General features: G+C 62.4%; 21 protein-coding genes and 1 tRNA gene. 4 read left to right on the forward strand and 18 right to left on the reverse strand.

What is annotated here, in order from left to right; all coding sequences use genetic code 11:
- Nucleotides 1-21 precede the first annotated feature (21 nt).
- The 9 genes from NQ490_RS05155 to cysK form a co-directional block, all read right to left on the reverse strand.
- Nucleotides 22-690 carry a hypothetical protein gene (locus NQ490_RS05155; protein ID WP_007047835.1) on the reverse strand — a complete coding sequence of 223 codons (669 nt, stop codon included), beginning with the start codon at nucleotides 688-690 and terminating at the stop codon, nucleotides 22-24.
- Nucleotides 690-2,684 (reverse strand): hypothetical protein, encoded by a 1,995-nt coding sequence (locus NQ490_RS05160; protein ID WP_007047836.1) that lies wholly within the window; start codon nucleotides 2,682-2,684, stop codon nucleotides 690-692. Before NQ490_RS05160 ends, NQ490_RS05155 begins: the two co-directional genes overlap by 1 nt.
- Nucleotides 2,685-2,720: 36 nt before the next feature.
- Nucleotides 2,721-4,403: a DUF2142 domain-containing protein gene (locus tag NQ490_RS05165; protein ID WP_007047837.1), complete on the reverse strand. Its 1,683-nt coding sequence runs from the start codon at nucleotides 4,401-4,403 to the stop codon at nucleotides 2,721-2,723.
- 1 nt (nucleotide 4,404) lies between these two features.
- Nucleotides 4,405-5,388 (reverse strand): NAD-dependent 4,6-dehydratase LegB, encoded by a 984-nt coding sequence (locus tag NQ490_RS05170; protein ID WP_040917857.1) that lies wholly within the window; start codon nucleotides 5,386-5,388, stop codon nucleotides 4,405-4,407.
- A gap of 146 nt (nucleotides 5,389-5,534) precedes the next feature.
- Nucleotides 5,535-6,005, reverse strand: a complete 471-nt coding sequence (locus tag NQ490_RS05175) for a peptidylprolyl isomerase (protein WP_007047839.1) — start codon at nucleotides 6,003-6,005, stop codon at nucleotides 5,535-5,537.
- Between the two features lie 3 nt (nucleotides 6,006-6,008).
- Entirely contained in the window at nucleotides 6,009-6,941 is a 933-nt protein-coding gene (locus NQ490_RS05180) for a zinc dependent phospholipase C family protein (protein WP_007047840.1), read from the reverse strand.
- Between the two features lie 262 nt (nucleotides 6,942-7,203).
- Nucleotides 7,204-8,571 carry an MFS transporter gene (locus tag NQ490_RS05185; RefSeq protein WP_007047841.1) on the reverse strand — a complete coding sequence of 456 codons (1,368 nt, stop codon included), beginning with the start codon at nucleotides 8,569-8,571 and terminating at the stop codon, nucleotides 7,204-7,206.
- Nucleotides 8,572-8,704: 133 nt separating this feature from the next.
- On the reverse strand, nucleotides 8,705-9,532 hold the full coding sequence (locus NQ490_RS05190; RefSeq protein WP_040917858.1) for a TrmH family RNA methyltransferase: 828 nt from the start codon (nucleotides 9,530-9,532) through the stop codon (nucleotides 8,705-8,707).
- Nucleotides 9,533-9,638: 106 nt separating this feature from the next.
- Entirely contained in the window at nucleotides 9,639-10,571 is a 933-nt protein-coding gene (cysK, locus tag NQ490_RS05195; RefSeq protein ID WP_007047843.1) for a cysteine synthase A, read from the reverse strand.
- A 277-nt stretch (nucleotides 10,572-10,848) separates the two neighbouring features.
- On the opposite strand from cysK, the gene NQ490_RS05200 reads away from it, so the two are divergent.
- Nucleotides 10,849-12,495: a CTP synthase gene (locus NQ490_RS05200; protein WP_007047845.1), complete on the forward strand. Its 1,647-nt coding sequence runs from the start codon at nucleotides 10,849-10,851 to the stop codon at nucleotides 12,493-12,495.
- Between the two features lie 150 nt (nucleotides 12,496-12,645).
- Here the strand turns inward: NQ490_RS05200 and NQ490_RS05205 are convergent, their stop codons facing one another.
- Together NQ490_RS05205 and NQ490_RS05210 are read right to left on the reverse strand one after the other, a co-directional pair.
- Nucleotides 12,646-14,001, reverse strand: coding sequence for a citrate/2-methylcitrate synthase (locus NQ490_RS05205; RefSeq protein WP_007047847.1), 1,356 nt, complete (start codon nucleotides 13,999-14,001; stop codon nucleotides 12,646-12,648).
- Between the two features lie 253 nt (nucleotides 14,002-14,254).
- Nucleotides 14,255-15,919, reverse strand: coding sequence for a putative manganese-dependent inorganic diphosphatase (locus tag NQ490_RS05210; protein WP_007047849.1), 1,665 nt, complete (start codon nucleotides 15,917-15,919; stop codon nucleotides 14,255-14,257).
- A 226-nt stretch (nucleotides 15,920-16,145) separates the two neighbouring features.
- Between NQ490_RS05210 and typA the strand changes: the two genes are divergently transcribed.
- Nucleotides 16,146-17,978 (forward strand): translational GTPase TypA, encoded by a 1,833-nt coding sequence (gene typA / locus NQ490_RS05215; RefSeq protein WP_007047850.1) that lies wholly within the window; start codon nucleotides 16,146-16,148, stop codon nucleotides 17,976-17,978.
- Nucleotides 17,979-18,080: 102 nt separating this feature from the next.
- Here the strand turns inward: typA and NQ490_RS05220 are convergent, their stop codons facing one another.
- The 6 genes from NQ490_RS05220 to NQ490_RS05245 all read right to left on the reverse strand — a co-directional run bounded on the left by NQ490_RS05220 (nucleotide 18,081) and on the right by NQ490_RS05245 (nucleotide 24,433).
- A complete protein-coding gene (locus NQ490_RS05220) occupies nucleotides 18,081-19,301 on the reverse strand; it encodes a hypothetical protein (protein WP_007047851.1) in 1,221 nt (406 codons plus the stop codon).
- Between the two features lie 18 nt (nucleotides 19,302-19,319).
- Complete coding sequence (locus tag NQ490_RS05225; protein WP_007047852.1) at nucleotides 19,320-20,510, reverse strand: hypothetical protein; 1,191 nt, start codon at nucleotides 20,508-20,510, stop codon at nucleotides 19,320-19,322.
- 4 nt (nucleotides 20,511-20,514) lie between these two features.
- Nucleotides 20,515-21,744, reverse strand: a complete 1,230-nt coding sequence (locus tag NQ490_RS05230) for a hypothetical protein (RefSeq protein ID WP_007047853.1) — start codon at nucleotides 21,742-21,744, stop codon at nucleotides 20,515-20,517.
- 19 nt (nucleotides 21,745-21,763) lie between these two features.
- Entirely contained in the window at nucleotides 21,764-22,972 is a 1,209-nt protein-coding gene (locus tag NQ490_RS05235) for a hypothetical protein (protein WP_007047854.1), read from the reverse strand.
- A gap of 14 nt (nucleotides 22,973-22,986) precedes the next feature.
- Entirely contained in the window at nucleotides 22,987-24,219 is a 1,233-nt protein-coding gene (locus NQ490_RS05240) for a hypothetical protein (RefSeq protein WP_007047855.1), read from the reverse strand.
- A 138-nt stretch (nucleotides 24,220-24,357) separates the two neighbouring features.
- Nucleotides 24,358-24,433 (reverse strand) — tRNA-Pro (locus NQ490_RS05245).
- Nucleotides 24,434-24,570: 137 nt separating this feature from the next.
- On the opposite strand from NQ490_RS05245, the gene trxA reads away from it, so the two are divergent.
- Entirely contained in the window at nucleotides 24,571-24,885 is a 315-nt protein-coding gene (gene trxA, locus NQ490_RS05250; RefSeq protein WP_007047856.1) for a thioredoxin, read from the forward strand.
- Between the two features lie 3 nt (nucleotides 24,886-24,888).
- Nucleotides 24,889-25,209, forward strand: coding sequence for a rhodanese-like domain-containing protein (locus tag NQ490_RS05255; RefSeq protein ID WP_007047857.1), 321 nt, complete (start codon nucleotides 24,889-24,891; stop codon nucleotides 25,207-25,209).
- A gap of 58 nt (nucleotides 25,210-25,267) precedes the next feature.
- Here NQ490_RS05255 and NQ490_RS05260 read toward each other — a convergent pair whose 3' ends face one another.
- Nucleotides 25,268-25,927 (reverse strand): Crp/Fnr family transcriptional regulator, encoded by a 660-nt coding sequence (locus NQ490_RS05260; protein ID WP_007047858.1) that lies wholly within the window; start codon nucleotides 25,925-25,927, stop codon nucleotides 25,268-25,270.
- Nucleotides 25,928-25,965: the final 38 nt, after the last annotated feature.

Genomic DNA, 25,965 nt, shown 5'->3' on the forward strand with positions numbered 1-25,965 from the left:
AGATTTCTCCTTCTTGTTTTGTCAGTCCTTGGGTTCCTCCTTGTCAAAGAAGGAAAGTACCAGTGCTGCGGCGGCCGCCGCCAGCGCCGGGACAAAGAGCAGCAGCAGCCACTGCCCGCCACTGGGCAGGAAGCGGTCATACCAGGGCGCAGGCGGGTTCAGTTCGATGCCGCCGAAAAGGGTGGGCACACCGCCCACGCTGTCGGGGTCGATGCGCAGCCCCGTCACCCACCGGCCGCCGAGATCGAAGGTGTACTCCCCCGTTCCGGTCACCGTGGCGTAGACTTTCTGGGTCTCGGTGTAGTCGGTCTGGCCGGGCAGCAGATAGTAGAGCGCCACCCCGCCCGGGGGCAGCCGGTGCCCGGCGTAGAGACGTACCGTCTCCATATACCCCTGCCCCTGCCAGTAGATGTGGGGGTCGTTGTCGGTGGAGAGATACCAGTTGGGATCGTCGTCGGGCGGCGTCCACCACTCATTGGAACTGTAGGGGGCAAAACTCTCGGTGGTGAGATCCGCCGGGAGCACCGTCTGCTGGGGCATCTCGCCCCGGAGCTTGTAGTTGATCATCACCGCGCTGCCCACAAAGCCCCGGGCCAGCCACAGCACCAACGCCAGCAGATAGGCCAGCACCAGCAGCTGCCGGGGCCGGAACAGCGGGCGGGTTTTCCACAGATTTTCGCGCCGTGCCATCACTGCACCTCGCTTTCCGCCACCGCCGCCACCGTGAAGGGCACCGCGGCGTCCTCACCCTCAAAATGGTAGAGGGTCGCGGGCATGTCGGCGGTCAGGCCACCCTCAAACAGCGGGCTGAAGTTCCGCTCCAGGTAGTCGTCCGCCCGGTCGATAATCAGATAATCGCAGTCCTTTTCCGCCATATAGGCCACCAGCGTCTCCGGCACACAGACTGCCTTATAGTCGTAGAGCGTCCAGTTTTCGCTCTCCACCAGGTTCATGAAATCGCTGTCCCACCGGTCCTGGGTCTCGCCCAGCCGCCCGTAGAACCCGCCGAAGCCGTTGACCACCTGGGCCGTCAGCTCGTACCGGTAGTAGTACCACCGGGTGGCGTCGTCCCCCTGGCTGAGTACCAGCACCCGGTCGCCCCAGTTCAGTTCTTCATTCATGGTCTCCGCCCGGCGCTGCACATCCTGACGCAGGGTGTACAGGCTGTCGGCTGCGGTCCAGAACCCCGCCGACGGCACACCCCGCCAGCAGAAGACCGCCACCACCACCGCCACCGCGGCGCCCAGCACGGCGCGTCCCGCCTTGCTGCGGGCGGTCCGCCCCAGGCAGCAGAGCATGGTGAGCATCCAGGCCTGGTAGTAGGGCGTGAGGTAGCGGTCGTAGTCCTTGAGGGCCAGACCCTCCACGTCGGAGAAATTGTAGTAATAGAGAATCAGATGGAAGGCATAGAGGGCCGCAAAGCAGAAAGCCAGAGCCAGGTGCAGGACGAGAATCCGCCGCCGGGCGGTGCCTTTGTCGGCGAAGAGCCAGGCTGCCGCCGCCACCAGTGTGATGGCCAGCACCGCCAGGGCGCCGCCCCCCAGCAGGCAGACCCGCCGGGTGAAAAAGGCATCCCCCATGGCCGCCATGATCTGGGCGAATTTCTCATCCCGGCCGATGCCCAGCAGCTGTTTGATACCGCCGGTGAGCACCGCGCCATAGCTGAGTCCCGCGCTGCCCACACTGGCCGCCGTGTCCACCGTGGGGGTGACGGCGGCGGTGTAGCGGCTCCAGCTGAGGAAGGCCGCCACCACCACCAGAGCCAGCCCGCCCCCATGGAGCAGGGCCGGCGCCAGCCGTTTACGGAAGGATCCCTCGCCTCCCACCAGTCCGTCCAGACCGATGAGGAAGGCGGCGATGAGGCCGTAGGCAAAGCAGATATCCTTGGTGAGGGTCAGCAAAGCCAGCGGCAGGGCCGTCAGCCAGAAGATGCCCCGGCGGCCCCCGGTGCCGAGATAGAGGCAGATCGTACCGCCGAAAAGCATGGCCATGGGCAGGTCGGCCATGGCGTTGACATACTGGGTGGCGTAGGCCCCCGGCGTGGGGTCCCGGAAGAAATACGGCAGCAGAACACCCGCGGCAAAGACCAGCACGGCGCTGTACCAGCGCTGCCGGGGCAGGGCCGTGGCGGCCGCCGCGCAGGCCAGGGCCAGGGTGTCCAGCGCCGCCAGACAGGCCCACTCGCTCCATACGCCAAAAGGCTGGAACAGGAAGGTCACCAGGCTGGTGGCCGGGTAGGTGAAGCTGGCTTTCAGGTTGACGGGGTCCGCCACATAGAAAGCGCCCCGCTCCACCACCATCTTGGGGGCCAGACCCCAGGCGGTGAATTCATCCCACTGGGTGAACATGGGCCGCAGGACGAAGAAGAGCAGCCAGAAAAAGGCCGCCCCACCCAGAAAGAGGGCGATGCCGGGGGTGGAGAGGGTTTCCCGGCAGGCCTTGGCAAACCCCGCCGGGCGCAGTTTCACAAGCCCCACCACCCAGAGGGCGGCCAGCAGCAGAAAGACAAGCCCGGCGCCCACGCGCAGTGCCCCCACGATGCCGAAGCCGTAGAGCACCAGCGCCGCGCCCGACAGCAGAGGCAGCGGCAGCAGGGCCGCATGCACCTTGCCGCCCGAAGCGAGCACCGCGCAGGCACCGGTCAAAAGAAGCAGCACAAACAGGCCCCAGACAAGCTGCAGCATCGGGCGTCGCCTCCTTTATACGATTCGTTGATTTTGTTATTTCAAATACACAGTGTACACAGGTCCCACAAAGTAGTGCTGGAAGAGCAGCACCGCACCCAGGAAGGCGTAGCCGCCGCAGAGCGGCAGGGCCAGACGCTGGGCTTTCTCGGCGGTGAGCCGCGGGGTCAGGGCCTGGCGGGCCAGAGCGGCCACGGCCAGTACCAGCAGCAGCCAGAGGGGCAGGAAATACCGCGTCTGCAAGCCCACGATGCGCACCATGCCCACCGGGGTGTAGGTGATATACATGGCGGTCATGGCACCGATGCCGTAGAGGGCGGCAAAAAGGCCCAGCCCTGCCAGACGGCGGCGGCCCAGGGTTTCGGTGCGGGGGGTGCAGAGCAGCGCCGCAGCCAGCAGCACCAGCGGTCCGGTCAGGCTCAGGAACGCAACGGGCATGTCCTTCCAGCCGAAGAGTCCCAGCTGGCCCAGGAAACCGTCGTTCTCATAGAGTGTACCCAGCAGCACAGCCAGATAACGCAACGGATTGGACAAAACAAAGGCCAGCTGTGCCCCGCCGTTGACGGCCTCGCCGCCCTGCCGGGCGATGGTACCGTAGTTGTGGCGCATGAGCACGCCGTAGTTTTCCACCAGCAGGGTGAGGGCCAGCGAACCGGCCGCACAGAGAGCCACCCACACCAGGCGCTTGCCCCGGGCTTTCCACTCCTTTTGGGTCAGCAGCAGGGGCAGCACCACCCACAGCAGGTTCAGGTAGGGTTTGGTCCCGTTGGCAAAGATGCAGGCCGCCGCATAGAGCGCCGCCGTCCGGGTGGTCCACCGGGGGCGGGTCAGCAGCGCCAGCATCAGATAATAACAGGCCAGCAACGTGGCGTCGTAGCTCAAAGAAGCCCCCATGTACAGGGACATGGGCAGCAGCATGACGCAGAGGAAGGCCGGGCGGGCCTTCCGGGCGCAGCGCAGCCCCAGGCCGCAGAGCAGCGTGTAGGCCAGCAGGTTGCCCAGCCGTCCGGCGTACAGGCAGCCCAGGGCACCAAAGCCCAACAGCCGCGCCACCGCCATGCCCAGTGCGCCGGGCAAAAAGGGCAGGATCAGAAAGCTGATGGGTTCGGTGACGGGATTGGCCTTCCCTTCCCCGTCCAGATACTGGGCAAAGCTGTCGGCGATGCTCTGCACCGTGCCGTCCTTGCCGTACTGCTTGAGGGCATACCCTGCCGTGTTGTAGGGCTGTTCCTCCTGGGTATCGGGGTCCACGCCGATGCCCGCCGAGGTATGGGCGTTGACCCACGCCCCGGGAAAGGCAGCCATCAGGCGGGAGACATCCTCGGGGTAGCCGCGGTCGGCGTCGAAGTCCAGGCGTCCCATAGAAATGGCGTAGGTGCGCAGATAATGTTCCGTTTCATCGGGGGTCTGCAGCGGCGGATTGGCAAAAGCAAACAGGATGCCGCAGAGCAGGATGCACACCGTGCCCCGCACCGCGAAGTCCTTGATATGGCGCAGCGCCAGCGCTGCGGCGGCCGCCCCGGCCCCCAGCACCACACAGAAGACGGTGGGCCACAGCGGCGGGATACCCCGGGCGTCCAGGCCGTAAAAGACCCGCCAGTAGTAGCTGAAGACCACGCCCAGCAGCGCCCCGGCGGCCAACACGAAAGCCCACCGCGCGGCGCGGGGCCAGACGGTGGGTGCAAAACGGTGCCCGTGGTTTGTTGTGCGAGCGCCCATATTACAGGATATACTGCCCGACCTTGTACTGGTCGAGGTTGCCGCGCAGGAACTCGATGGTCTCGGCCAGGCCCTGCTCGAAGGTGTACTGCGGTGCCCAGCCGGTGAGGTTGCGCAGCTTGGTGGCGTCGCCCAGCAGACGGTTGACCTCGCTCTTTTCGGGGCGCAGGCGCTCGGCCTCGCAGACGATGGTGGCGTTGGGGTTGATCTGGGCGATGAGCTCGTGGGCCAGATCGCCGATGGAGTGCTCCACGCCGGTGGCGATGTTCAGTTCCTGGCCGATGGCGGCATCGCAGTCAGCGATGGTCATGAAGCCGTTGGCGGTGTCCTTGACGTAGTTGAAGTCCCGGGTGGGGGTCAGGCTGCCCAGCTTGATCTCGGTCTGCCCGGCCAGCAGCTGGGTGATGATGGTGGGAATGATGGCCCGGCCGCTCTGCCGCGGGCCGTAGGTGTTGAAGGGCCGCACGATGGTGACCGGCAGATCAAAGCTGCGGTAGAAGCTCTCGGCCAGACGGTCGGCGCCGATCTTGGTGGCCGAATAGGGGCTCTGGCCCTGGAAGGGATGCTTCTCGTCGATGGGCACATACTGGGCCGTGCCGTAGACCTCGCTGGTGGAGGTCACCAGCACCCGCTGGGTGCCCAGTTCCCGGGCGGCGTTGAGCACGTTCAGAGTGCCCTTGATGTTGGTGTCCACATAGCTGTCGGGGCTGTGGTAGGAGAACGGGATGGCGATGAGAGCCGCCAGATGGAACACCCGCTCCTGGCCGTGCATGGCGGTGCGCACGCCGTTAGGGTCGCGCACGTCCCCCATGAAAATGTCGATCTCGTTCTTGATCTCGGGGGGCAGGGTGTCGATCCAGCCCAGCGAGCCGAAGGAATTGTACAGGCAGAAGGCGCGCACCTTCTCGCCGCGCTTGACCAGTTCTTCGGTCAGATGGCTGCCAATGAAGCCATCCGCCCCGGTGACCATTACGGTATGTGCCATGGTTTGCTCCTTTTTTCAAAACGGGCATACGCCCAAAATTACACTATGGTTACAAAACAGTATAACCGATTTTGCAAAAGATTTCAACCTTCCCACAACAAAAGCGGACGCAGGCCAGAAGCCTGCGTCCGCTTGCCGAAACCGAATCAGACGATTTCCACTTTTTCCATCACGACAGGGGTGAGGGGCTTGTCGTTCCAGTCGGTGGCAACACCGGCGATCTCGTCCACCACGTCCATGCCGCTGACTACCTTGCCGAAAGCCGCATACTCACCGTCCAGGTGCGGGGCATCCTGGTGCATGATGAAGAACTGGCTGCCGGCGGAGTTGGGATCCATGGCGCGGGCCATGCTGATGACGCCGCGGGTATGCTTGAGATTGTTGGCCACACCGTTGTGGGCAAACTCGCCCTTGATGTTCCAGCCCGGGCCGCCGGTGCCGTTGCCCTTGGGGCAGCCGCCCTGGATCATGAAGCCGGGGATGACCCGGTGGAAGGTCAGGCCGTTGTAGAAGCCCTGCTTGACCAGCTTTTCAAAGTTTTCGCAGGTGATGGGCGCGGTCTCCGGGTTGAGCTCGATGTCGATGGTCTTGCCGTTCTGCATAGTGATGCGGATCATAAATCATTCTCCTTTTGTATCGTTTTCCTGTACCAGAGGGGCCGCCTCCGCACTCTGTTCGGTGGGCAGGCCCTGGGTGTAACTCATGCTGCCGATGGCGCGGCAGAACTCCTCGTCGGAGTATTTTTTCAGCCAGAAAAGCAGCGCCGCCCCCATGAATTCCTCGCTGCGGCGGCGGGCCTTGGGCAGCAACGCAAACAGCCCGCCCTCATGGCTCTGGCCGGTGAAGGGATCGGTCCAGACATCGGGCAGATCCCCCGACAGCTTCCGCGGCGAAATATGCCCCGTGATGAAGCCCTTGCCGCCGAAAAACCGCTCCGCCACGCCGAAAAATATCTTGCGCAGGCCGTGGCGGCTGGGGAACAGGCTACGCACCTTGTAGGTGTAGTAGAAAGCGTCGGCCAGGTATTCCACCGGGACATCCTCCCCGTAGACTTCCAGCAGGCAGGTGTGCAGCAGAGAGGTGATGTCGGCCAGCTGTTCGCCGGCGGGCACCGGGCTGGCATCCTGAGGCAGCACCCGGCCATCGCCGGTGTCCTCCTTGTGCAGCTCGGAATCCAGGGCGATCTCCAGGTACCCGTGCCCGCCCTTGCCGCCGTAGGGCTGCCCCGGCTGGCACATGGCACAGACAAAGGGATGCACCACCGTGTCGGTGGCGTAGTGGCAGAGAAATCCCAGGGCGTACTCCACCTGAGGCCGGGTCTTCACGTGGCGGCAGAGACTGTACAGAAACGCACCGGTCTTTTCCTCGTGCATGTGGTCCCCCAGCCCCGGCAGGTCATAGTGCCGGTTGGCCCGCTTTTTCCACACCTCATAGCAGAAAAAACTGTCGGGACCGTTGGCCCCCGCGGCAAAAGCCTCGGGGCACTGGATCTTATAATGAATGGCGGCCGCCGCCTCGCGGGCGGTACGCACATGGGTATAGCCTTCCGGCATGCGGGGTTCACTTCCTTACCTTGTAAAAAGCCTGTTCATTGTACCCCGCCGGGGGCGAAAAGTCAAATAGCCTCTTCAAAGAGGAGGTTCGGATTCAGCGGCTGCGCCGCATCTCCTGCGCCTCCCCTTTGGATTCCCACCATCGCCAAAATCTGTGTTTTCATGCCGTACGGCGACTCAAACGCAGATTTTGGCTCTCAAGGAATCCCCATCGTCGGCACATGTCCGCCGATGGGGATAGATTTTAATTTTGCTATAGGTCTTATATTTTCCGCTCGTCGCCGTGCAGGGTGCGGGGCAGCACAAAGAAGTACAGCAGCGCGCCTGCAATGATGATGATAATCACCGACAAAATGCCGTAGGGGCCGGCGGCCTTGTTGATGGCGTCCACCTGCTCGGCGGTGGCGGTGGCGGCGGTGAGGCCCTGGTCGGCGAGCATCCGGGAGGCGGCCAGCGCGCTGACGGCGCCCACCAGGGTGGGTCCCAGGATGGAGGAGAACTTGCCGAAGATGTCAAAGAAGCCGAAGAACTCGCCGCTGCGGTCCCTGTCGGGGATGAGTTTGCCGAACATAGAGCGGGACAGCGCCTGGATGCCGCCCTGACTGGTGGCGCAGAGCACCGCCAGCATCCAGAACTGCCACAGGCTATTCATGAAGAAGGCGAAGATGCAGATGAACATGTAGACGCAGATGCCCACGCCCACCATGCGGCGGGCACCGAACCGGGAGGCCAACTTCATGTAGAGCAGGCAGAAGGGCAGGCCCAGCACCTGCACCAGCAGAAGCGCCAGCAGCATGCCGGCGGAATCCAGGCCCAGGTTGGTGCCGTAGCTGGTGGCCATGCTGATAATGGTATGGACGCCGTCGATATAGAAGAAATAGGAGATGATGTAGACCAGCATGGGTTTGTCGGCGCCGATCTCCCGGATGGTGGCAAAAACGCCCTTGATGTTGCGGCCGATGTCCCCTTTTTCGTAGGGTTTGCCGGAGGTCTGCTGACAGTTTTTCAGCAGCGGGAGGCTGAAGACCAGCCACCACACGGCGGTGATGGCGAAGATCACGCCCAGGCAGGTGAGCATGGGGATACCCACGGCGTTCATGATGAGGAAGATCAGCAGCGGGATGGTGGAACCGCCGATGTAGCCCAGGCCGTAGCCCATGGTGGACACCGCGTCCATCCGGTCCTCGGTGGTGATGTCGGTGAGGAAGGCGTCGTAGTAGATGCAGGAAGCATCAAAGCCTATGGTGCTGAGGATATACAGCACCAGGACGATGGCCGCCACCCGGCCCGCCGCGTCGGTGGAGGAGGTGAAGTCCATGCCGGGGGTAAAGGCCAGCCCCGCCACCGACAGCACGCCCAGCGCCAGAAAGGCGGTGAACAGCTTTTTGCGCATGCCGCGGATGTCGCCGAAGACCCCCAGGAAAGGCGCCGACAGCGCCACAATGGCCATGGCGATGCTGGTGGCGTAGCCCCAGGTGGACATGCTGGAAACACTGTCGGCGGTGTATTCGGCCACCGAGTCAAAGAAGATGGGCAGGATCGTCACCACGATGACCGAGTGGGCGCTGTTGGCCCAGTCGTACATCATCCAGCTCAGTTCCTGCTTGGTAAATTTTTTCAGGAAACCCATGAACAAGTTCCTCCCGTTCTGTCAAACATAAAAATATTGTACCATCCGGAACGGGGAAAAACAACCAAAAACGCCCCGTTTTCTGTCAACGGGGCGTAAAAAATATGTCATCTTTTTGGGGCAGATTGTCGGTTCACCGCGCCCGCAGCTGCCAGAAGGCCACCGCCGCGGCCGCTCCCACATTGAGGGAATCCACCCCGTGCTGCATGGGGATCATGACGGTGGCATCGCACCGGGCGATGGTTTCGGCGGCCAGGCCGTCCCCCTCGGTGCCCAGGACGATGGCCAGTTTCTCCGCCGCCTGCAGGGCGGGGTCATCCACCGGCAGCGCCCGGTCATCCAAGGCCATGGCGGCAGTGGTGAAGCCCATGGCGTGCAGCCGGGCCAGCCCTGCTTCGGGCCATTGGGTCTTGTCCTCCCCCAGCCGCGCCCAGGGCACCTGGAACACCGTGCCCATGCTCACCCGGATGGCGCGGCGGCACAGCGGATCGCAGCAGGAGGGCGACAGCAGCACAGCATCCATCCCCAGCGCCGCCGCCGACCGGAAGATGGCCCCGATGTTGGTGGAATCCACGATCCCCTCCAACACGGCCACCCGCCGGGCGTTCCGGCAGACCTCCTCGGCGGTACGGGGCGCCGGGCGGTGCATGGCGCAGAGCACGCCCCGGGTCAGGGCATAGCCGGTAAGACTTTCCAGCACGGCCCGGTCCGCCGTGTAGACAGTGGCGTCGGGGCAGCGGGCCAGCACCCCCGCCGCCGGGCCCTCGATCTGGCGGCGCTCCATGAGAAAGGAGAGGGGTTTGTACCCGGCGTCCAGCGCCGTGCCGATAACCTTGGGGCTTTCGGCGATGAATACGCCTTTTTCCGGTTCCAGCTTGTTGCGCAGCTGGGCTTCGGTGAGCCGGGCGTAGACGTCCAGTTCCGGGGCTGACAGGTCGGTGATTTCCACAATGTTGGGCATAGGTTGTTCCTCTTTCTGTTTCCTCTTGGTTCCAGCATACCCCAAAACCGGCCAAATTGCAAACAAAAAGCCGCAGCGGCAGACCGCTGCGGCAAAGGAGTTTGGTTTATTCGGCAAACATCGGGGTGGACAGATACCGGTCGCCGGTGTCGGGCAGCAGCACCACAATGGTCTTGCCCTCGTTCTCGGGGCGCTTGGCCTGCTCCAGCGCCGCATAAAGCGCTGCGCCGGAGGAGATGCCCACCAGCACACCCTCCTTGCGGCCCATCATACGACCGGCGTCATAGGCCTGCTCGGTGGTGATCGTCATGACCTCGTCGTAGACCGAGGTGTCCAGCACCTCAGGCACAAAGCCGGCGCCGATGCCCTGCAGCTTGTGCGGGCCCGCCTTGCCGCCGCTGAGCACCGCCGAGTCGGCAGGCTCCACCGCCACGATCCTGACGCCGGGCTTCTTTTCCTTCAGATAACCGCCCACGCCGGTGATGGTACCGCCGGTGCCGGCGCCCGCCACAAAGATGTCCACCTGGCCGTCGGTATCCTCCCAGATCTCGGGGCCGGTGGTGGCCCGGTGGGCCGCCGGGTTGGCCGGGTTGACAAACTGCCCCGCCACAAAACTGCCCGGCGTCTGGGCCGCCAGCTCGTCCGCCTTGGCGATGGCCCCCGCCATGCCCTTGGCACCCTCGGTGAGCACCAGCTCGGCACCGTAGGCCTTCATCAGCAGACGGCGCTCCACACTCATGGTCTCGGGCATGACGATGATGACCCGGTAGCCCCGGGCCGCCGCCACCGACGCCAGACCGATGCCGGTGTTGCCGGAGGTGGGCTCGATGATCACCGAACCGGGCTTGAGCTTGCCGGTTGCCTCGGCGTCATCGATCATCGCCTTGGCCACCCGGTCCTTGACGGAACCGGCGGGGTTGAAGTATTCCAGCTTGGCCAGCACCCGGGCCTTGAGACCCTCGGCGGCTTCGATATGGGTGAGTTCCAGCAGCGGGGTGTGTCCGATCAGCTGCTCGGCGGAAGTATAGATCTTGCTCATGGTATTCGTCTCCTGTTCATATAGAAAATGTTGGTAAAATCAGAAACACAGGCCGGGGCAACATCGCCGGCCGGGCAGAGAACGGGTGACCATGTCTATTCATACCTTTCTTGTAGGATAAAGGCATTGTACACCCTGCCGGGCCGTTTGTCAAGACGGGGCGGGGCTTTTCCCGCAATTTTTGTGGAACGGCGGGGTGCGGTGCCCTTGCAAAAAGGGGCCGGAGCGGTGTATAATATAAATGTTTTGTTTTTTGCATAGACGTGGAGGGAATTATATGGCGACGAAGTATATCTTTGTGACCGGCGGCGTGGTCTCCGGTCTGGGGAAAGGAATCACCGCGGCCAGTCTGGGGCGTCTGCTCAAGACCCGCGGCCTGAAGGTGGCCAGCCAGAAGCTGGACCCCTATATCAACGTGGACCCCGGCACGATGAGCCCGCTGCAGCACGGCGAGGTCTTCGTGACCGATGACGGCACCGAGACCGACCTGGATCTGGGCCACTACGAGCGCTTTATCGACGAGAACCTGAACAAGTACTCCAACCTGACCACCGGCAAGGTGTACTGGAACGTGCTGAACAAGGAGCGTCAGGGTGCGTATCTGGGCCAGACCGTGCAGATCATCCCCCATATCACCAACGAGATCAAGAGCTACATTTATAATCTGGCCAAGAGCACCGAGGCCGATGTGGTCATTACCGAGATCGGCGGCACCACCGGCGACATCGAGAGCCAGCCTTTCCTGGAGGCCATCCGCCAGGTGGGCATTGAGCAGGGCCCTGAGAACTGCTGCTACATCCACGTGGTGCTGGTGCCCTACATCTCCGGCTCCGACGAATACAAGTCCAAGCCCGCCCAGCACTCCTGCAAGGAACTGCAGGGCATGGGCATCGCCCCCAACGTCATCGTGCTGCGCGCCGACGGCCCGGTGGGCAGCGACATCAAGCGCAAGATCAGCATGTTCTGCAATGTGCGCCCCGACTGCGTCATTGAGAACCTGACCATGCCCAGCCTGTACGAGTGCCCGCTGATGCTGGACGCCGCCGGCCTGACCAACGTGGTGGTGCGTCAGCTGCACCTGACCACGCCCCCCACCGACCTGACCGAGTGGAAGGAACTGATCAGCCGCATTGCTACCCGCAGCCGCACCTGCACCATCGCCCTGGTGGGCAAGTACGTCAAACTCCACGACGCCTACCTCAGTGTCATGGAGAGTCTCTACCACGCCGGCTTTGAGACCGAGAGCAAGGTCAACATCAAGTGGGTGGACAGCGAAACCCTGCTGGATCAGGACCGCTGCGCCGAGGAACTGGCCGAAGTGGACGGCATCATCCTGCCGGGCGGCTTCGGTGACCGCGGCATCGAGGGTATGATCCAGGCCGCCCAGTATGCCCGTGAGCAGCACATCCCCTACTTCGGCATCTGCCTGGGCATGCAGATCATGGTCATGGAGTACGCCCGCAACGTGCTGGGCTACGCCGATGCCAACTCCAGCGAGTTCACCCCCGACGGCGCCCACAACGTCATCGCGCTGATGCCCGACCAGCAGGGCAACATCCCCAAGGGCGGCACCATGCGTCTGGGCAAGTATCCCTGCACCATCAAGCCGGACACCACCATGGCCCGCTGCTACGGCAAGCAGGAGATTGACGAGCGCCACCGTCATCGCTACGAGTTCAACAACGACTACCGTGCCGAGTTCGAGGAGAAGGGCCTGACCATCGCCGGCACCAGCCCGGACGGCCGCCTGGTGGAGGCCGTGGAACTCACCGAACGTCCCTTCCATGTGGGCGTGCAGTTCCATCCGGAGTTCAAGAGTCGTCCCAACCGCGCCCATCCCCTCTTCAAGGGCTTCGTGGCGGCTGCGCTCCAGTACCAGACTGAGCACACCCCCACCAGCCATGAGGTCATGATGGACCAGTAATCTTTCCGAAATGATAACCGCCCCGCCGCAGGATCTGCAGCGGGGCGGATTTTTGTTTTTCAGATTTTTTCCGGGACGGACTGCCTTTATTTCCCTTTTCCGGCTTGGTCCATGGAAAGTTCTTTGCCTACTTTCTTTCAAGAAAGTAGGTCAGCGGTCCTGAAGAGGCACATACTCCCGGGGGACCATGATGCTCTGGTAGGCCGGGCGGATGATCTTGTCCATGTTGACCAGCTCCTCCATCCGGTGAGCAGACCAGCCCACGATACGGGCCACGGCGAAGATGGGGGTGTACAGTTCCACCGGAATGCCCAGCATGTCGTAGACGAAACCGGAGTAGAAGTCCACATTGGCGGAAACGCCCTTGTAGATGTGGCGCTTTTCGGCGATGACCTGGGGCGCCAGGCGCTCGATGGTGTTGTAATACTCGAAATCACGGTCGCGGCCCTTGGCATCGGCCAGCTGGTGGACGAAGTTCTTGAAGACCACGGCGCGGGGGTCGCTGAGGGAGTAGACCGCGTGGCCCATGCCGTAGATCAGGCCCTTCTGGTCGAAGGCCTGCCGGTCCACGATCTTGCGCAGGTAGTCCCGCATGGCGTCCTCGTCGGTGGGATCGGCCACATGGGCGCGGACGTCGTCCATCATGTGCATGACCTTGATGTTGGCACCGCCGTGCTTGGGTCCCTTCAGGCTGGAAAGGGCTGCCGCAATGACCGAGTAGGTATCGGAACCGGAAGAGGTGACCACGCGGGTGGTAAAGGTGGAGTTGTTGCCGCCGCCATGCTCCATGTGGAGCAGCAGGGCGATGTCCAGCACGTGGGCTTCCAGGTCGGTGTACTGCCGGTCGGGGCGCAGCATCTGGAGCAGGTTCTCGGCGGTGGAGAGCTCCGGTCGCGGCCGGTGGATGTACATGCTGCCGTCGCACTCATAGTAATGGTAGGCATGGTAGCCGTAGACCGCCAGCATGGGGAAGACGCTGATGAGCTTGATGCACTGTTCCAGCTGGGTCTGCAGATCGCTCTTGCCGATGTCGTCGTCATAGCTGGCCAGGGTCAGCACACTGCGGGTCAGCGAGTTCATCAGATCCTTGCTGGGGGCTTTCATGATGACATCCCGCACAAAGTTGGTGGGCAGATCCCGGCACTTGGCCAGACATTCCTTGAAGGATTCCAGCTGCTGCTCGTTGGGCAGATCCCCCAGCAGCAACAGGTAGGCCGCCTCCTCGAAGGCATAGCGCTTGCCCCGCAGGCCGCGGATCAGGTCATAGACGTTGTAGCCGCGGTACCACAGCTTGCCGTCGCAGGGGACCTGCTTGCCGTCCCGCTCCTCGAAGGCGTCGATGCGGGAGATGTTGGTGATGCCTGCCAGCACACCCTTGCCGTCCTGGTCGCGCAGACCGCGCTTGATGTTGTACTTGGCAAACAGTGCGGGATCCACCCGGTTGTTGGTGACGCACTCCTCGGTAAAGATGCGCGCTTCCTTTTCAATGGCTGCGTAATCGCTCATATGAAGACCCTCCCTTTCCGACGCCTGTGGCGGAACGTTTGAATTTTTTCCCGTTTCTCACACTTTTTTGTACAGTTCGTATACGAACTATTATATCGGTTCTGTTATTTTGTGTCAAACAAACATTCTGTGAACAAAGTTCATTTTCCCGCAAAACAAAACGCCCGCCGCGTTTTTTCCGCGTGCAGGCGTTTGTTTTATCCCAAAACGTAAAATTTTCGCAAAGAGGTTTTCCCCTGGCGATGCCGGGTCCTCACTCGCCCTGCCGGGCCTGCAGAGCAGCCAGCAGCGGCGGCAGCAGCTGCTTCTTGCGGCTGACTACCCCGGGCAGCACCGCCACGCCGTCCTTGGGCTCCACCCCGAAGGCGTCGCGGACGATCTCCTCGGTGTGGCTGCCCCAGTACATCAGGTCGGTGCTCTGGGTCTTCATGTCGGTGAACATATAGAAGATCATGGGCAGACCTTCCCGGCGCCCCGCCTCGGGCAGGAAGGGTCCTACCAGCGCTTCGGCGGCTGCACGGGATTTGTCGGTCATATAGATGGACTGCCCGACGCCGAACTTGGCGTCGCCGCGGCTGAAGGCCTTGAAGTCGGAGCGGAAGACATCCTCCGCATCCCGGCCGGTGAGGTCGGCCCCCGCCTCGAACATCTGCTCGGCGTAGCTGGGGATGTCCTCCCCTGCGATCTCGGCCAGCGCCCGGGCGGTGGCTTCATCCTGGGGAGTGGAGGTGGGCGAACGGAACATCAGCGTATCGGAGAGAATGGCCGACAGCAGCAGCCCCGCGATCTGTTGGGAGGGGGTCACGCCCTGTTCCTGGTACATCTGATACAAAATGGTGGCCGTGCAGCCCACCGGCACGTTGCGGAAATACACCGGGCCGCTGGTCTCCAGGGTGCCGATGCGGTGATGATCGATGATCTCCAGGATCTCGGCCTGCTCCAGACCGTCCACCGCCTGGGTGCGCTCGTTGTGGTCCACCAGGATCACCCGCTTGCGATGCAGGTTCAACAGGTTCCGGCGGCTGACCACACCGCAGTATTTGCCGTTCTCGTCCAGGATGGGGAAATACCGGTGGCGGACGCTGGCCATGATCTTGCGGGCGTCCTCGATGGGGGTGTTCACGCTGAACTTCATCAGGTCATGGGTGCGCATGAAATGGCGCACCGGCGCGGCGGTGGTGACCAGCCGTCCGGCGGCGTAGGTGTCGTAGGGGGTAGCCAGCACCGCACAGCCCTTCTCCTGGGCGCGGGCCACGATGGTGCGGGGCACCGCCGAACCGCAGCAGACCACAATGGCCGCCGCACCGCAGTCGATGGCGCACATCTGGGTCTCGTACCGGTTGGACACCAGCACCAGATCCCCGGGCTTTACCAGCTCCTCCATGATCTCGGGACTGGTGCCGATGCAGATATGCCCCTCGGTGATGCGGGCATCGGCGTCGCCCACGATGAGTTCCGCCTCCAGCGTTTCCAGCAGGTTGTGGTAGCTGGTGTTGGCCGCCGCCAGCACGCCGGTGTCGAACAGGTCCATGTTGGCATCGGCAATATCCTTGATGGTAATGAGGCCCTGGAGCTCGTCCTCGGCGTCGGTGATGCACAGGGTGTCGATCTCCACGTCGCGCATCATGTTCCAGGCGGCGCGCACGCTCATCTCGGCGTCGATGCCCGGCTGATGGCGGATGTCGATGTCCTTGATCTGGGGGCTCACGTCGGTGCAGAGCCGCGGCGGCTCGATGCCGAAATGCTTGAGCACAAACTGGGTCTCCCGGTTCACATGACCGGCACGGCGGGCTTCATACTTGCCCATCAGGCTGCCGCCGTTTTTCAGCCAGGCGTAGGACAGCGCCGAGCAGATGGAGTCGGTATCGGGGTTCTGGTGGCCGATAATGTTGATATGGCGCACATTTTCAGTTGACATGACGGATTCCTCTCTTCCCTGGGAAGTGGCGCGGGCGATTCCCTCGGTGCCCGCAAAATGACCAAAAGTTCTTTCCTTGCACTCTTATACATTTTCTATTATACCACACTTTTTTACCGTTGGCGATTCTTGACAATAACTGCATAACAGCGTAAAATAGATGCTGTATGTGGATATTGGGGGCTTGCCCCCTTGCAACGCAAGTTCAAATAGAGAGGGAACGGATATGATTCAGGAAAATTTACGCAACGTCGCGATCATTGCCCACGTTGACCACGGCAAGACGACGCTGGTGGACCAGATGCTCAAGCAGTCTGGTGCCTTCCGCGCCAACCAGCAGGTGGCCGAGCGCGTGATGGACTCCGGCGACATCGAGCGCGAGCGCGGCATCACCATTCTTGCCAAGAACTGCTCCTGCGTGTACAACGGCGTCAAGATCAACATCGTGGACACCCCGGGCCACGCCGACTTCGGCGGCGAGGTGGAACGCGTGCTGAAAATGGTCAACGGCGTGCTGCTGCTGGTGGATGCCGCCGAAGGCTGCATGCCCCAGACCCGCTTCGTTCTGCAGAAAGCCCTGCAGCAGAACCTGTCGCTGGTGATCGCCGTCAACAAGATCGACCGTCCGGACGCCCGCATCAAGGAAGTCATCGACGAGATCCTGGAACTGCTCATGGACCTGGGCGCCACCGACGAGCAGCTGGACAGCCCCATGGTGTTCTGCTCCGGCCGCAACGGCACCGCCAGCTACGACTGGACCCATCCCGAGAACGGCACCGACCTCAAGCCGCTTTTCGACACCATCCTGAAGTACGTCCAGCCGCCGGAGGGCGAGCCCGACGAGCCCCTGCAGATGCTGGTGTCCAGCGTGGACTACAACGAGTTCGTGGGCCGCATGGGCGTGGGCCGCGTGCAGAACGGCGTCATCAAGGTGGGTTCTCCGGTGCAGGTCTGCGACTGGCACAACCCCGACGTGCATATGACCGGCCGCATCACCAAGCTGTTCGACTTCAAGGCCAACGGCCGTGAGCCCATCGAGCAGGCTTCCGCCGGTGACATCGTCGCCTTTGCGGGTCTGCCCGACATTTCCATCGGCAACACCCTGTGCGACCCCAGCAAGGTCCAGCCCCTGCCCTTCGTGAAGATCAACGATCCCACGGTGGAGATGACCTTCTCGGTCAACGATTCTCCCTTTGCCGGCAAGGAAGGCAAGTACGTCACCTCCCGCCAGATCCGTGACCGCCTGATGCGCGAACTGCTGAAGGACGTTGCCCTGAAGGTGGAGGATTCCGCCACCAACGATTCCTTCCGCGTCATGGGCCGCGGTGAGATGCATCTGTCCATCCTCATCGAGACCATGCGCCGGGAAGGCTACGAGCTGCAGGTTTCTCCCCCGCACGTTCTGACCCACGAGGAGAACGGCAAGACGATGGAACCCATGGAGCGTGTGGTCATCGACGTGCCCGAGACCTACCAGGGCGCCGTCATGACCGCCCTGGGTGCGCGCAAGGGCATCCTGATGAACATGCAGATGATGAACAGCCGTTCCCGTCTGGAGTTCCGTATGCCCAGCCGCGGCCTCTTCGGCTACCGCAGCCAGTTCCTCACCGACACCCACGGTGAAGGCATCATGAACACCATCTTCGACGGCTACGAGGAATGGTGCGGCGACATCCAGACCCGGTCCACCGGTTCTCTCATCAGCTTCGAGACCGGCGACGCCGTGACCTACGGTCTGTTCAACGCGCAGCAGCGCGGCACCCTGCTGGTCACCGCCGGTGAGAAGGTCTACGCCGGCCAGGTGGTGGGCTACACCCCCACCGGCGAGGACATCACCGTCAACGTCTGCAAGACCAAGCATCTGACCAACACCCGTGCTTCCGGCAGCGACGACGCCCTGCGTCTGGTGCCGGTGAGCAAGTTCAGCCTGGAGGGCTGCCTGGAATTCCTGGCCCCCGACGAACTGCTGGAGGTCACCCCCGAGAACCTGCGCATCCGCAAGCGCATCCTGGACCATGATCTGCGCATGAAGGCTGCCAGCAAGAAGAACAAGGGCTGATTTTTCCTCAAAGAGGAGGTTCGGATTCAGCGGCTGCGCCGCCGATGACGATGGATTCGTAATACAGCAGCACCCCCGGCCGGATGGCCGGGGGTGCTGTTTTTAGTTTTCCCCGTCGGTGAAAACCGTCCAGTCCCGGGAACCGCCCAGATAGTCGTCGGCGTCCAGGATGGCGTAGGTGCTCTCGCCCCACTGGTTGTAGTGGTCATTCACCAGCACCCGGCCGTCCTCGGTCAGCGCCAGGGGCCAACCGGAATCGGTGGGCTGCACCGGAATGTTTTCGTAGGTTTTGCCGTTCTCCACATCATAGATGGTGGCTGTGCCGGTGTAGGCGTAATCCATCAGCCAGACCAGGTCGGTCCCACGGCAGACCGGGTAGATGCTGCGGTCCGACTGCAGCTTCGCCAGCTCGGTCATGCCGCTGCCGTCCAAGGCACAGTGCTCCAGCGTGGTGGACAGGGTGTTGCCTGCCTCATCGATCACCATCCGCCGGAAGTACAGGTCTTCCCCGCGCATGCCTTCGTAGGACCACTGTTCCGTATGACCGGCGGCATCGCCCCGGTGACTGTCGTAGGGAAAGCTGAGAATCCCCTGCCAGTCCCCGGTGGCAAGATCCATCCACCCATATTCCATGGTGGCATTCTGCAGTACGGCGTTGAAAAGTTCCATATCCTCCATGGACGGCAGGGGCTGATCGGTGATGCAGCGGGAAACCAGCACCCGGCTGCCCCGGCTGTCGTGCACCGACAGCAGATTCATGGCGGGCAGTTCCCAGCCGGTCACCGCTCCCGTCTGCAGATCGATGCGCTTCACCTGCGGCCGGGGCGTATTGTTGAAGACATTGCTTTCCACCAAGTAGCAGGCATTTTCGTCGCTGCACATCCAGTTCAGAGTCTCCTGTGCGGAAACGACCTGTTTCTCGCTGCCGTCGGGGGACAGGCAGTAGATTTCCCTGCCCGCGGTACAGTACACCCTGCCACCGCTCACAAAGGGATCGGAAGGGCTCATGCCGCCGTCGTACCGGCCGAAGGTCTGCAGCAGCTGCCGCTGCCCGGTGGCATAATCCAGCCGGAAAAGCGCCCACTTTGCCTCCCCCGAGGCCGGATCATCCCAGACGCCATCGTAGTAGTAGCAGCCCTCCCCTGACCGGGACCCGCCGTACATCGTCAGATTGCCCACCGCTGACAGGGCGGATTCCGCCGTGGCTTGTGCCGGAGAGGTTTCGGCGGTAGCCGGGGTCTCGCCGGCCGGTTGGGATTCCGTCGGGGCGCAGGCGGAAAGGCAAATTGCCAGAGCCAACAAAATTGGCATGGATTTTTTCATTGTCAGGCTCCTTTCCCATCAGGTTTCAGGCGCCTCGGCATCTTCGATGGGCGTCCAATCGGTGGAACCGGCCAGGTAGTCCTGCAGGGAGATCAGTGCATAACCTTCGACGATGTCGGGGTCTCTTCCCCTTGACACCAATACCTGGTTTTGCCCCACCAGCGCTTCCGGCCAGCCGTTTGCCACAGTAATATGGGGCAGTTCATACATCTGTCCTGCCGGCAGGTCATAGATCCAAAGGTTGCCCGGCTCACCGCTCATCATCCAGCGCAAGGTGCCGTTCTGGCTGAAAATCCAGTCCGGGCGCTCCATTTCCAGCCGTCCCGGCATCTGTTGCCAATCACTGCCATCCAGGGCACAGCTCTCCACACCGTTGGCCGAGCCATCCTCATTGTACCAACTGAAATACAACCGATCTCCGGCCATTCCCAGGAAGTCGTGACGGCGGCGCTTTCCATCCGGCTGCTCCTCGCCGTAAAAGGGTTCTGCCATGACTTTTTCCATGGCACCGGTGGCCGGATCATACCAGTCAAATTCCCGTTCTCCACTTTGGAGAAGCGCGCTATACGCTTCCCATTCTTTGTAGGAAGGAAGCGGTGTCTGGGTGATTGCCCGCGTCATGATAAAGCGGGGGGTGCCTGTCGGGTCAATCCACTCGATCTGACCGGGAAGTTCCAGATCGGTGATCTGCCCCGTTTCCAAATCAATCCGTTTGCCTCTGTTGCTGCCCCTGTCCATACGATACTCAAACTCATAGACAGCATACTCATCCACAAATTCGGGATTCAGTTCTTTCCCCAAAGGGATCTCCTGCGTGGCGCCGCCCTCCTCGGGCACCTTGTACAGCGTATCCCAGCCAAACAGGCAAATCTGTCCTTGCCAGGGCAGGACTTGTACGCCGTACAGGTCCGGACTGTCTCCCATATACAAACTGACGCGCTGTGCATCTGTCAGATCAACCTTCAGCAATTGGAACTGCGGTTCCCCTGCATCGGTCCAAAAATTCACGGTGCTGTACATGGCATCCGCCGTCGACTCATATTCCTGGATTCGCCGCAAGTGCCCCACCGGAAACACTACACTCTCTTCCGCCGTAGCGGATTCGCCGGTTGCCTCCACGGGGACCGGTTCCGGCACGGTGGACGCCGCCGGGGCGCAGGCGGAAAGGCCGATGGCCAGCGCCAGCAGATACAAAGCCAATCGTTTCATCGCGTTACGCCTCCCCCGTTTCGTCCGTCACCGGGACCACATCGGTGCCGGTGAAATTGCCCGCCAGGTAGTCCTCCTGAGAGACCAGGCAGTAGATGGAATCCTCCGGGTGGGCGGCGAAAAAGCTGTACAGCAGCAGCCGGCCGTCGTCGGTCAGCGCCAGGGGCCAGGGCGTATCGCCGCCCGAGGCATTTTCCACCTGCCGGGTGCTGCCGTCGGCAGGCTGGTAGACCACCAGTCCGTTGCCGCTGCCCTGGATCAGCCAGCGGATCTCCCCTTCTGACCGCAACACGCCGGGCAGCCCCTGGCCGTCCTCCATAGTCAGCACCGTCTCGACGCCGCTGCCGTCCGGGGCACAGCGCTCCACCCGGCAGTTCTCCTGGGAGGTTTCGGTCCACTCCGCCCGATAAAAATAGAACTTTCCGTCCGCCTTGCCCAGGTAGGCCCGCTCCTGGGGCCAGCCGCTCTCCGCCAGTTCTCCGGTGTAGGGTTCCTGGAAAAGCGGCTCCACCGAGCCGTCGTCGGGATCCCACCAGGCGTATTCCTCGGTGGCGGTCTGCAGCGCCGCGGCCCGCTGTTCCTCGTCCTGCAGGGAGGACAGCGACACCGCGCCGATCAGCCGGGTGATGAGGAACCGGCCGTCCGCACCGTCGCAGACCCGGATGGTCTGGGCCGGAAGTTGGACGGTTTCCGCCGTGCAGGTTTCCAGATCCACCCGCTGCATGGCGGTATAGCCCACCGACGTCTGCACAAACAGATAGAGGGCCCGGTCATCCAGGAATCCCACGCCGTAGCCGTCCACCACCGGCATGGTTTTTTCGGTGCCGTCCGTCCGGTCGATGATGTGCAGGGTGCGGCCGTCTTCCTCAAACGTCGTGTAATAGATCCTGTCTCCCCGGGCAAAGCAGTTGCCCAGCCGGTAGGAGGGAATCCCGGTATCCAGCACCTGACACTGCCGGGCGGTGGTGTAGTCCACTTCCACCAGATTTCCCAGCGTCGGAGCACCGTCCGGCTGGGCTTTTGCCTGCCACTGATAGAAGGCGTTGCCGGTGTTTTCGCAGTCCTCGATGTTGCACAAAGTTCCCTGCACCATGGGGGAGTCGGCAGACTCTTCCGTGGCCGCCGCTTCCGCCGTGGCCACGACAGGTGCCTCACTCTGCGGAGCGATAGCCGCCGGGGCGCAGGCAGTCAGGCCGAACGCCAGCGCCAGCAGTGCAAACAGGGCGTTTTTCATCGTATGACTCCTTTCCCGCTCATTCCTCCGCCGGGACCACGTCAGTGCCGGTGAAATTGCCCGCCAGGTAGTCCCCTTCGGGAATCAGGCGATAACACACGTCGGATTTTTCTTCCTTTTCCATCAGACTGACCAGTACCTGCCCGTCCTCCGTGAGCAAGAGGGGCCAGGGGGCCTCTGCGCCGCCGGACACTTCCTGCGACTGACCCGTTGCCGCATCGTAGACGAGGATCCCCTCCTCCCCGGTAATGACAAGCCAACGAATTTCGCCGCCGCAATTTACCGTGCCGGGAACGCCGAAATCGGCCGGCAGGTCAAACGGTACCTCCTCATTGCCGCTGCCGTCCAGGGCGCACCGCTCCACACGGTTCTGCGTGCTGCTCTGCCCGGTGATGACACCGCGGTAGAAAAAGAGGGAATCCCCGTTGTGCCCCAGGTAAATGCGGGTGATTTCATTGCCGTTTTCGTCCTTTTCGCCATGGAAGGGTTCTTCCAGAACCGTTTCCAGTGCGCCGGTGGCCAGGTCCCACCAGGCATACTGGACCGTTGCGTTCTGCATCGCCGCTTCATACTGTTCTTCCTCATCCCACAGGGACTCCAGCGGTATTTCGCTGATCAGCCGGGCGACGAGCAGCCGTTGGCCGTCGGTGTCATAGATCGTACTGATCAGGTCCGGCGTCTTGATGGGCTGGATGTCACCGGTATTCAGGTCCATCCGTTCCAGGCTCAAAAAGGGATCGGCATACCGGTTGAGATAGACATACTGATCGTCCGCAAAACTGGGAGAAAGGTCGCTTTCCAGCGAGATGATCCGCTCCGAGCCGTCCGCCGGCGTATAGATATGGAACTCAGCCTCCGACGGGGAAGGCCAGGTCTCATAGCAGAGATTTTCGCCCCAGGCGAAGTAGGTTCCCAGCTGTTCGATGTTGCCCACATCGCAGAGCTGCGTCATCCGGGCCGTGGCAAAATCCACCTTGCGCAGGATACCGTGATAAGTTTTGTCCGGCTGTTGGATCGTGTCCAGCTGATAATAGCCATCCGCCGGGTCCTTGGCGCCGAGATTGCGCAGCGTGCCAGCAACCGCATTTTCTGCGGGCTCCGCCGCCGGGGCGGCTTCCGCGGTAGTCGTGACAGCGGCTTCGCTTTCCGGGGCGGAGGCCGCCGGGGTGCAGGCGGTCAGGCTGACCGCCAGGGCCAGCAGGGCAAAAAATCCGATTTTCTTTTTCATACTCCGTTCCTTTCTCAGATTGTCCCCATCCCGATCTGTTCCCCGCAGAGTTCCAGCGGGATCCAGTCGGTGCTGCCGGCCAGGAAATCCGCCATCTCCTCCATGGCATAGCCGCCGGGGCATTGATCGCCGTACAGATTGGGGTCCAGGCTGAGCATCACCCGGTCGTTGCCGGTCAGCGCGTAGGCCCAGCCGTCCGGCAGGCTGACCGCACCGTCGGTATAGGTCTGCCCGTCCGCCACATCATACACCCAGAGTCCGTCGTTTTCGCTCATGATCCAACGCAGGGCGTCGTTCTGTTCCAGCGTCCACACCGCATCGCTGCCCGCGGGCAGATCGGTCGCGGCCTGCCAGTCCGTGCCGTCAAGGGCACAGGATTCAATGCCCGCGCTCCGGGTCACGCTTTCCCCGTCCACGATCCGCCAGACAAAATAGAGCCGCCCGTCGGCCAGGCCCTGGAACTCCCGCCGGCGTTTGGTGCCGTCGGACTGCACGACACCGTAGTAGGGTTCTTCCGCCACCTTCTGGAAGTCCCCGGTCGCCAGGTCATACCAGCCGTATTCACAGACGGCGTTCTGTATGGCGGCGGCATAGATCTCTCCCTCCTCCACGCCGGGCAGCGGGGCTTCGGTGACCAGGTGGCAGAGAAAGACCCGGGGTTCGTTCACCGCCCGGATCTCCTGAGTCTGGGCCGGCAGATTTACCCGGCTGCATTCTCCCGTCTGCAGGTCCAGCCGGGTGCAGAGAAAGTTTTTCACCGAATCGTCATAGGAAAAGCTGTACCCGGCGGTATCGTCCATGCTGGTGGGATAGAACGGCGCCGAAAGGGCCACCTTCCGGGCTTCGCCGCCCGCTGTGGGTATCTGATACATCGTCTGGTCGGCAAAGACGTAGACCGTACCGTTCACCACAAAGGGGTTGCTCACCGTCTGGGCCGGTTCCTCCAGCGTGTACAGACTGGTCTGCTTGCCGGTGGCACAGTCCAGCACCAGCACCCGGAACTTCTGTTCCCCCTCCGAAGGGTCGGTGTAGCCGATACTGTAGCGCAGCGCACCGTCCTGCTGCAGGTCGCCGTCCCCCCGGATGCCGCCCGCTGCCGCGGGTGTTTCAGCTTTTTCGGACTCCGCCGCCGGGGCCGCCTCGGCGGTGGCGGCTGTGGGCACCTCCCCCTCCGGGACAGAGGCCGCCGGGGTGCAGGCGGTCAGGCTGACCGCCAGGGCCAGCAGGGCAAACAGGGTTCGTTTCATGGGACAGTTCCTCCTTTTCCAATGGTTCCATGCTCCCAGTATGACACCCCTTTGTATCGGAGTTGTACCAAAATTCGCCTTTTTCCAAAAAAGAAAAGCCGCACAGCAGCACAAAGGCGGCCATGCGGCTTGTACAAGTCCGGGTGACAGGATTCGAACCTGCGAAATCTCCTGGTCCCAAACCAGGCGCGATACCAAGCTTCGCCACACCCGGGCGGTCTTGACTGCCTTATTATAGTACACCGGACCGGACGGCGTCAAGGGGAAAGACCTTTGGTGACCTCATCACAGAAAAGAAGCGTCCATCGGGGTATACTATAGGCACAACGAAACAACAAGGAGGACAAAACAATGTCTGTGCTGCATATCACCAAAGAAAATTTCGTCAATGAAGTGGTCAATTCCGATCGTCCGGTGCTGGTGGATTTCTGGGCCAGCTGGTGCGGTCCCTGCCGTATGGTGAGCCCGCTGGTGGATGAGATCGCCGCCGAGCATCCCGAGATCAAGGTCTGCAAGGTCAATGTGGATGAACAGCCCGAGCTGGCCGGTCAGTTCCAGGTCATGAGCATCCCCACCCTGATGGTGGTGAAGAACGGCCAGGTCACCCAGCGCACCGTGGGCGCGCGGCCCAAGAACCAGATCCTGGCGCTGGTCCAGGAGGGCTGAGCCATGGGCTTCTTCGATTTCCTGCACGGGCCGGATATAAATGGCGGCGTGGAGCAGTGCCGCCAGACCCCCGGTGCCCTGCTGCTGGATGTGCGTACCCCCGCCGAGTACGCCGAAGGCCACATTCCCGGCGCCCGGAACCTGCCGCTGCAGTCGCTGGAGGGCATTGACGCGGTGGCTCCCGCCAAGGACACGCCGCTCTTCCTCTACTGCCGCAGCGGCGCCCGGTCGGGGCAGGCCGCCCGCCTGCTGCAGGGCAGCGGCTACACCCGGGTGACCAACATCGGCGGCATCATAAGCTACCACGGCCCAGTGGAACGATAACCTTTATTATAGAAAGACCGCCGACGGAAAGATTCCGTCGGCGGTCTTTTTGCCTTTGTCAGTCCTCGGCCAGGGCCTGCAGACGGTCGGGGTCCAGCAGCGTCACGCTGCCCCGGGACAGTTTCACCAGGCCTTCATCCTGGAAATACCGCAGCATCCGGGTCACCACCTCCCGGGGGGAGCCCAGGTGGTGGCCGATGGTCTCGTGGGTGGTCTTCAGCGTGGGGCTGCCCTCCAGGGCGCTCTCCTCCAGCAGGAAGGCCGCCAGCCGCTTGTCGAAACTTTTCCACAGGATCTGCTCGATAAGCCACATCACATCGGAAAAATGGGTGGTCATCACCTCGTTGGTGTAGTTGGCCACCGGCGCCGATTCCTCCATCAGCGCCTTGTAGCGCTGGGCCGGGATCTGCCAGAACTCGGTGTCCTTCTCCGCCTCGATGGTCACATCATACTGCAGCCCCCGCAGGATGCAGGAGGCCGACATCACACAGAGATCCCGGGGGAACAGGCGGTAGAGGGTGACCTCCCGCCCTTCGTCCGAGAGAATGTAGACCCGCAGCTGGCCGGTGCGCACCAGCAGAAAACCGATGCAGTCCGCCGAACCGTTGTGCACCACCGTCCCTTTGGGCACGGCGCGCAGGGTGGCGTTGTCGGCCAGCATCTGCTGCTGGACCGGGGTGAGTTTGTCCCATACGGGGAAATATTCAGAAAATTCCATCGGCGTTTCCTCCTGCCAACAGCATAAACGAAATTGCC

The organism is Subdoligranulum variabile (assembly GCF_025152575.1).
GTDB lineage: Bacteria > Bacillota > Clostridia > Oscillospirales > Ruminococcaceae > Gemmiger > Gemmiger variabilis.

Coding starts and splice junctions, on each gene's coding strand:
- NQ490_RS05155 (WP_007047835.1), bottom strand. CDS start 690: ATGGCACGGCGCGAAAATCTGTGGAAAACCCGCCCGCTGTTCCGGCCC.
- NQ490_RS05160 (WP_007047836.1), bottom strand. CDS start 2,684: ATGCTGCAGCTTGTCTGGGGCCTGTTTGTGCTGCTTCTTTTGACCGGT.
- NQ490_RS05165 (WP_007047837.1), bottom strand. CDS start 4,403: ATGGGCGCTCGCACAACAAACCACGGGCACCGTTTTGCACCCACCGTC.
- NQ490_RS05170 (WP_040917857.1), bottom strand. CDS start 5,388: ATGGCACATACCGTAATGGTCACCGGGGCGGATGGCTTCATTGGCAGC.
- NQ490_RS05175 (WP_007047839.1), bottom strand. CDS start 6,005: ATGATCCGCATCACTATGCAGAACGGCAAGACCATCGACATCGAGCTC.
- NQ490_RS05180 (WP_007047840.1), bottom strand. CDS start 6,941: ATGCCGGAAGGCTATACCCATGTGCGTACCGCCCGCGAGGCGGCGGCC.
- NQ490_RS05185 (WP_007047841.1), bottom strand. CDS start 8,571: ATGGGTTTCCTGAAAAAATTTACCAAGCAGGAACTGAGCTGGATGATG.
- NQ490_RS05190 (WP_040917858.1), bottom strand. CDS start 9,532: ATGCCCAACATTGTGGAAATCACCGACCTGTCAGCCCCGGAACTGGAC.
- cysK (WP_007047843.1), bottom strand. CDS start 10,571: ATGAGCAAGATCTATACTTCCGCCGAGCAGCTGATCGGACACACCCCG.
- NQ490_RS05200 (WP_007047845.1), top strand. CDS start 10,849: ATGGCGACGAAGTATATCTTTGTGACCGGCGGCGTGGTCTCCGGTCTG.
- NQ490_RS05205 (WP_007047847.1), bottom strand. CDS start 14,001: ATGAGCGATTACGCAGCCATTGAAAAGGAAGCGCGCATCTTTACCGAG.
- NQ490_RS05210 (WP_007047849.1), bottom strand. CDS start 15,919: ATGTCAACTGAAAATGTGCGCCATATCAACATTATCGGCCACCAGAAC.
- typA (WP_007047850.1), top strand. CDS start 16,146: ATGATTCAGGAAAATTTACGCAACGTCGCGATCATTGCCCACGTTGAC.
- NQ490_RS05220 (WP_007047851.1), bottom strand. CDS start 19,301: ATGAAAAAATCCATGCCAATTTTGTTGGCTCTGGCAATTTGCCTTTCC.
- NQ490_RS05225 (WP_007047852.1), bottom strand. CDS start 20,510: ATGAAACGATTGGCTTTGTATCTGCTGGCGCTGGCCATCGGCCTTTCC.
- NQ490_RS05230 (WP_007047853.1), bottom strand. CDS start 21,744: ATGAAAAACGCCCTGTTTGCACTGCTGGCGCTGGCGTTCGGCCTGACT.
- NQ490_RS05235 (WP_007047854.1), bottom strand. CDS start 22,972: ATGAAAAAGAAAATCGGATTTTTTGCCCTGCTGGCCCTGGCGGTCAGC.
- NQ490_RS05240 (WP_007047855.1), bottom strand. CDS start 24,219: ATGAAACGAACCCTGTTTGCCCTGCTGGCCCTGGCGGTCAGCCTGACC.
- trxA (WP_007047856.1), top strand. CDS start 24,571: ATGTCTGTGCTGCATATCACCAAAGAAAATTTCGTCAATGAAGTGGTC.
- NQ490_RS05255 (WP_007047857.1), top strand. CDS start 24,889: ATGGGCTTCTTCGATTTCCTGCACGGGCCGGATATAAATGGCGGCGTG.
- NQ490_RS05260 (WP_007047858.1), bottom strand. CDS start 25,927: ATGGAATTTTCTGAATATTTCCCCGTATGGGACAAACTCACCCCGGTC.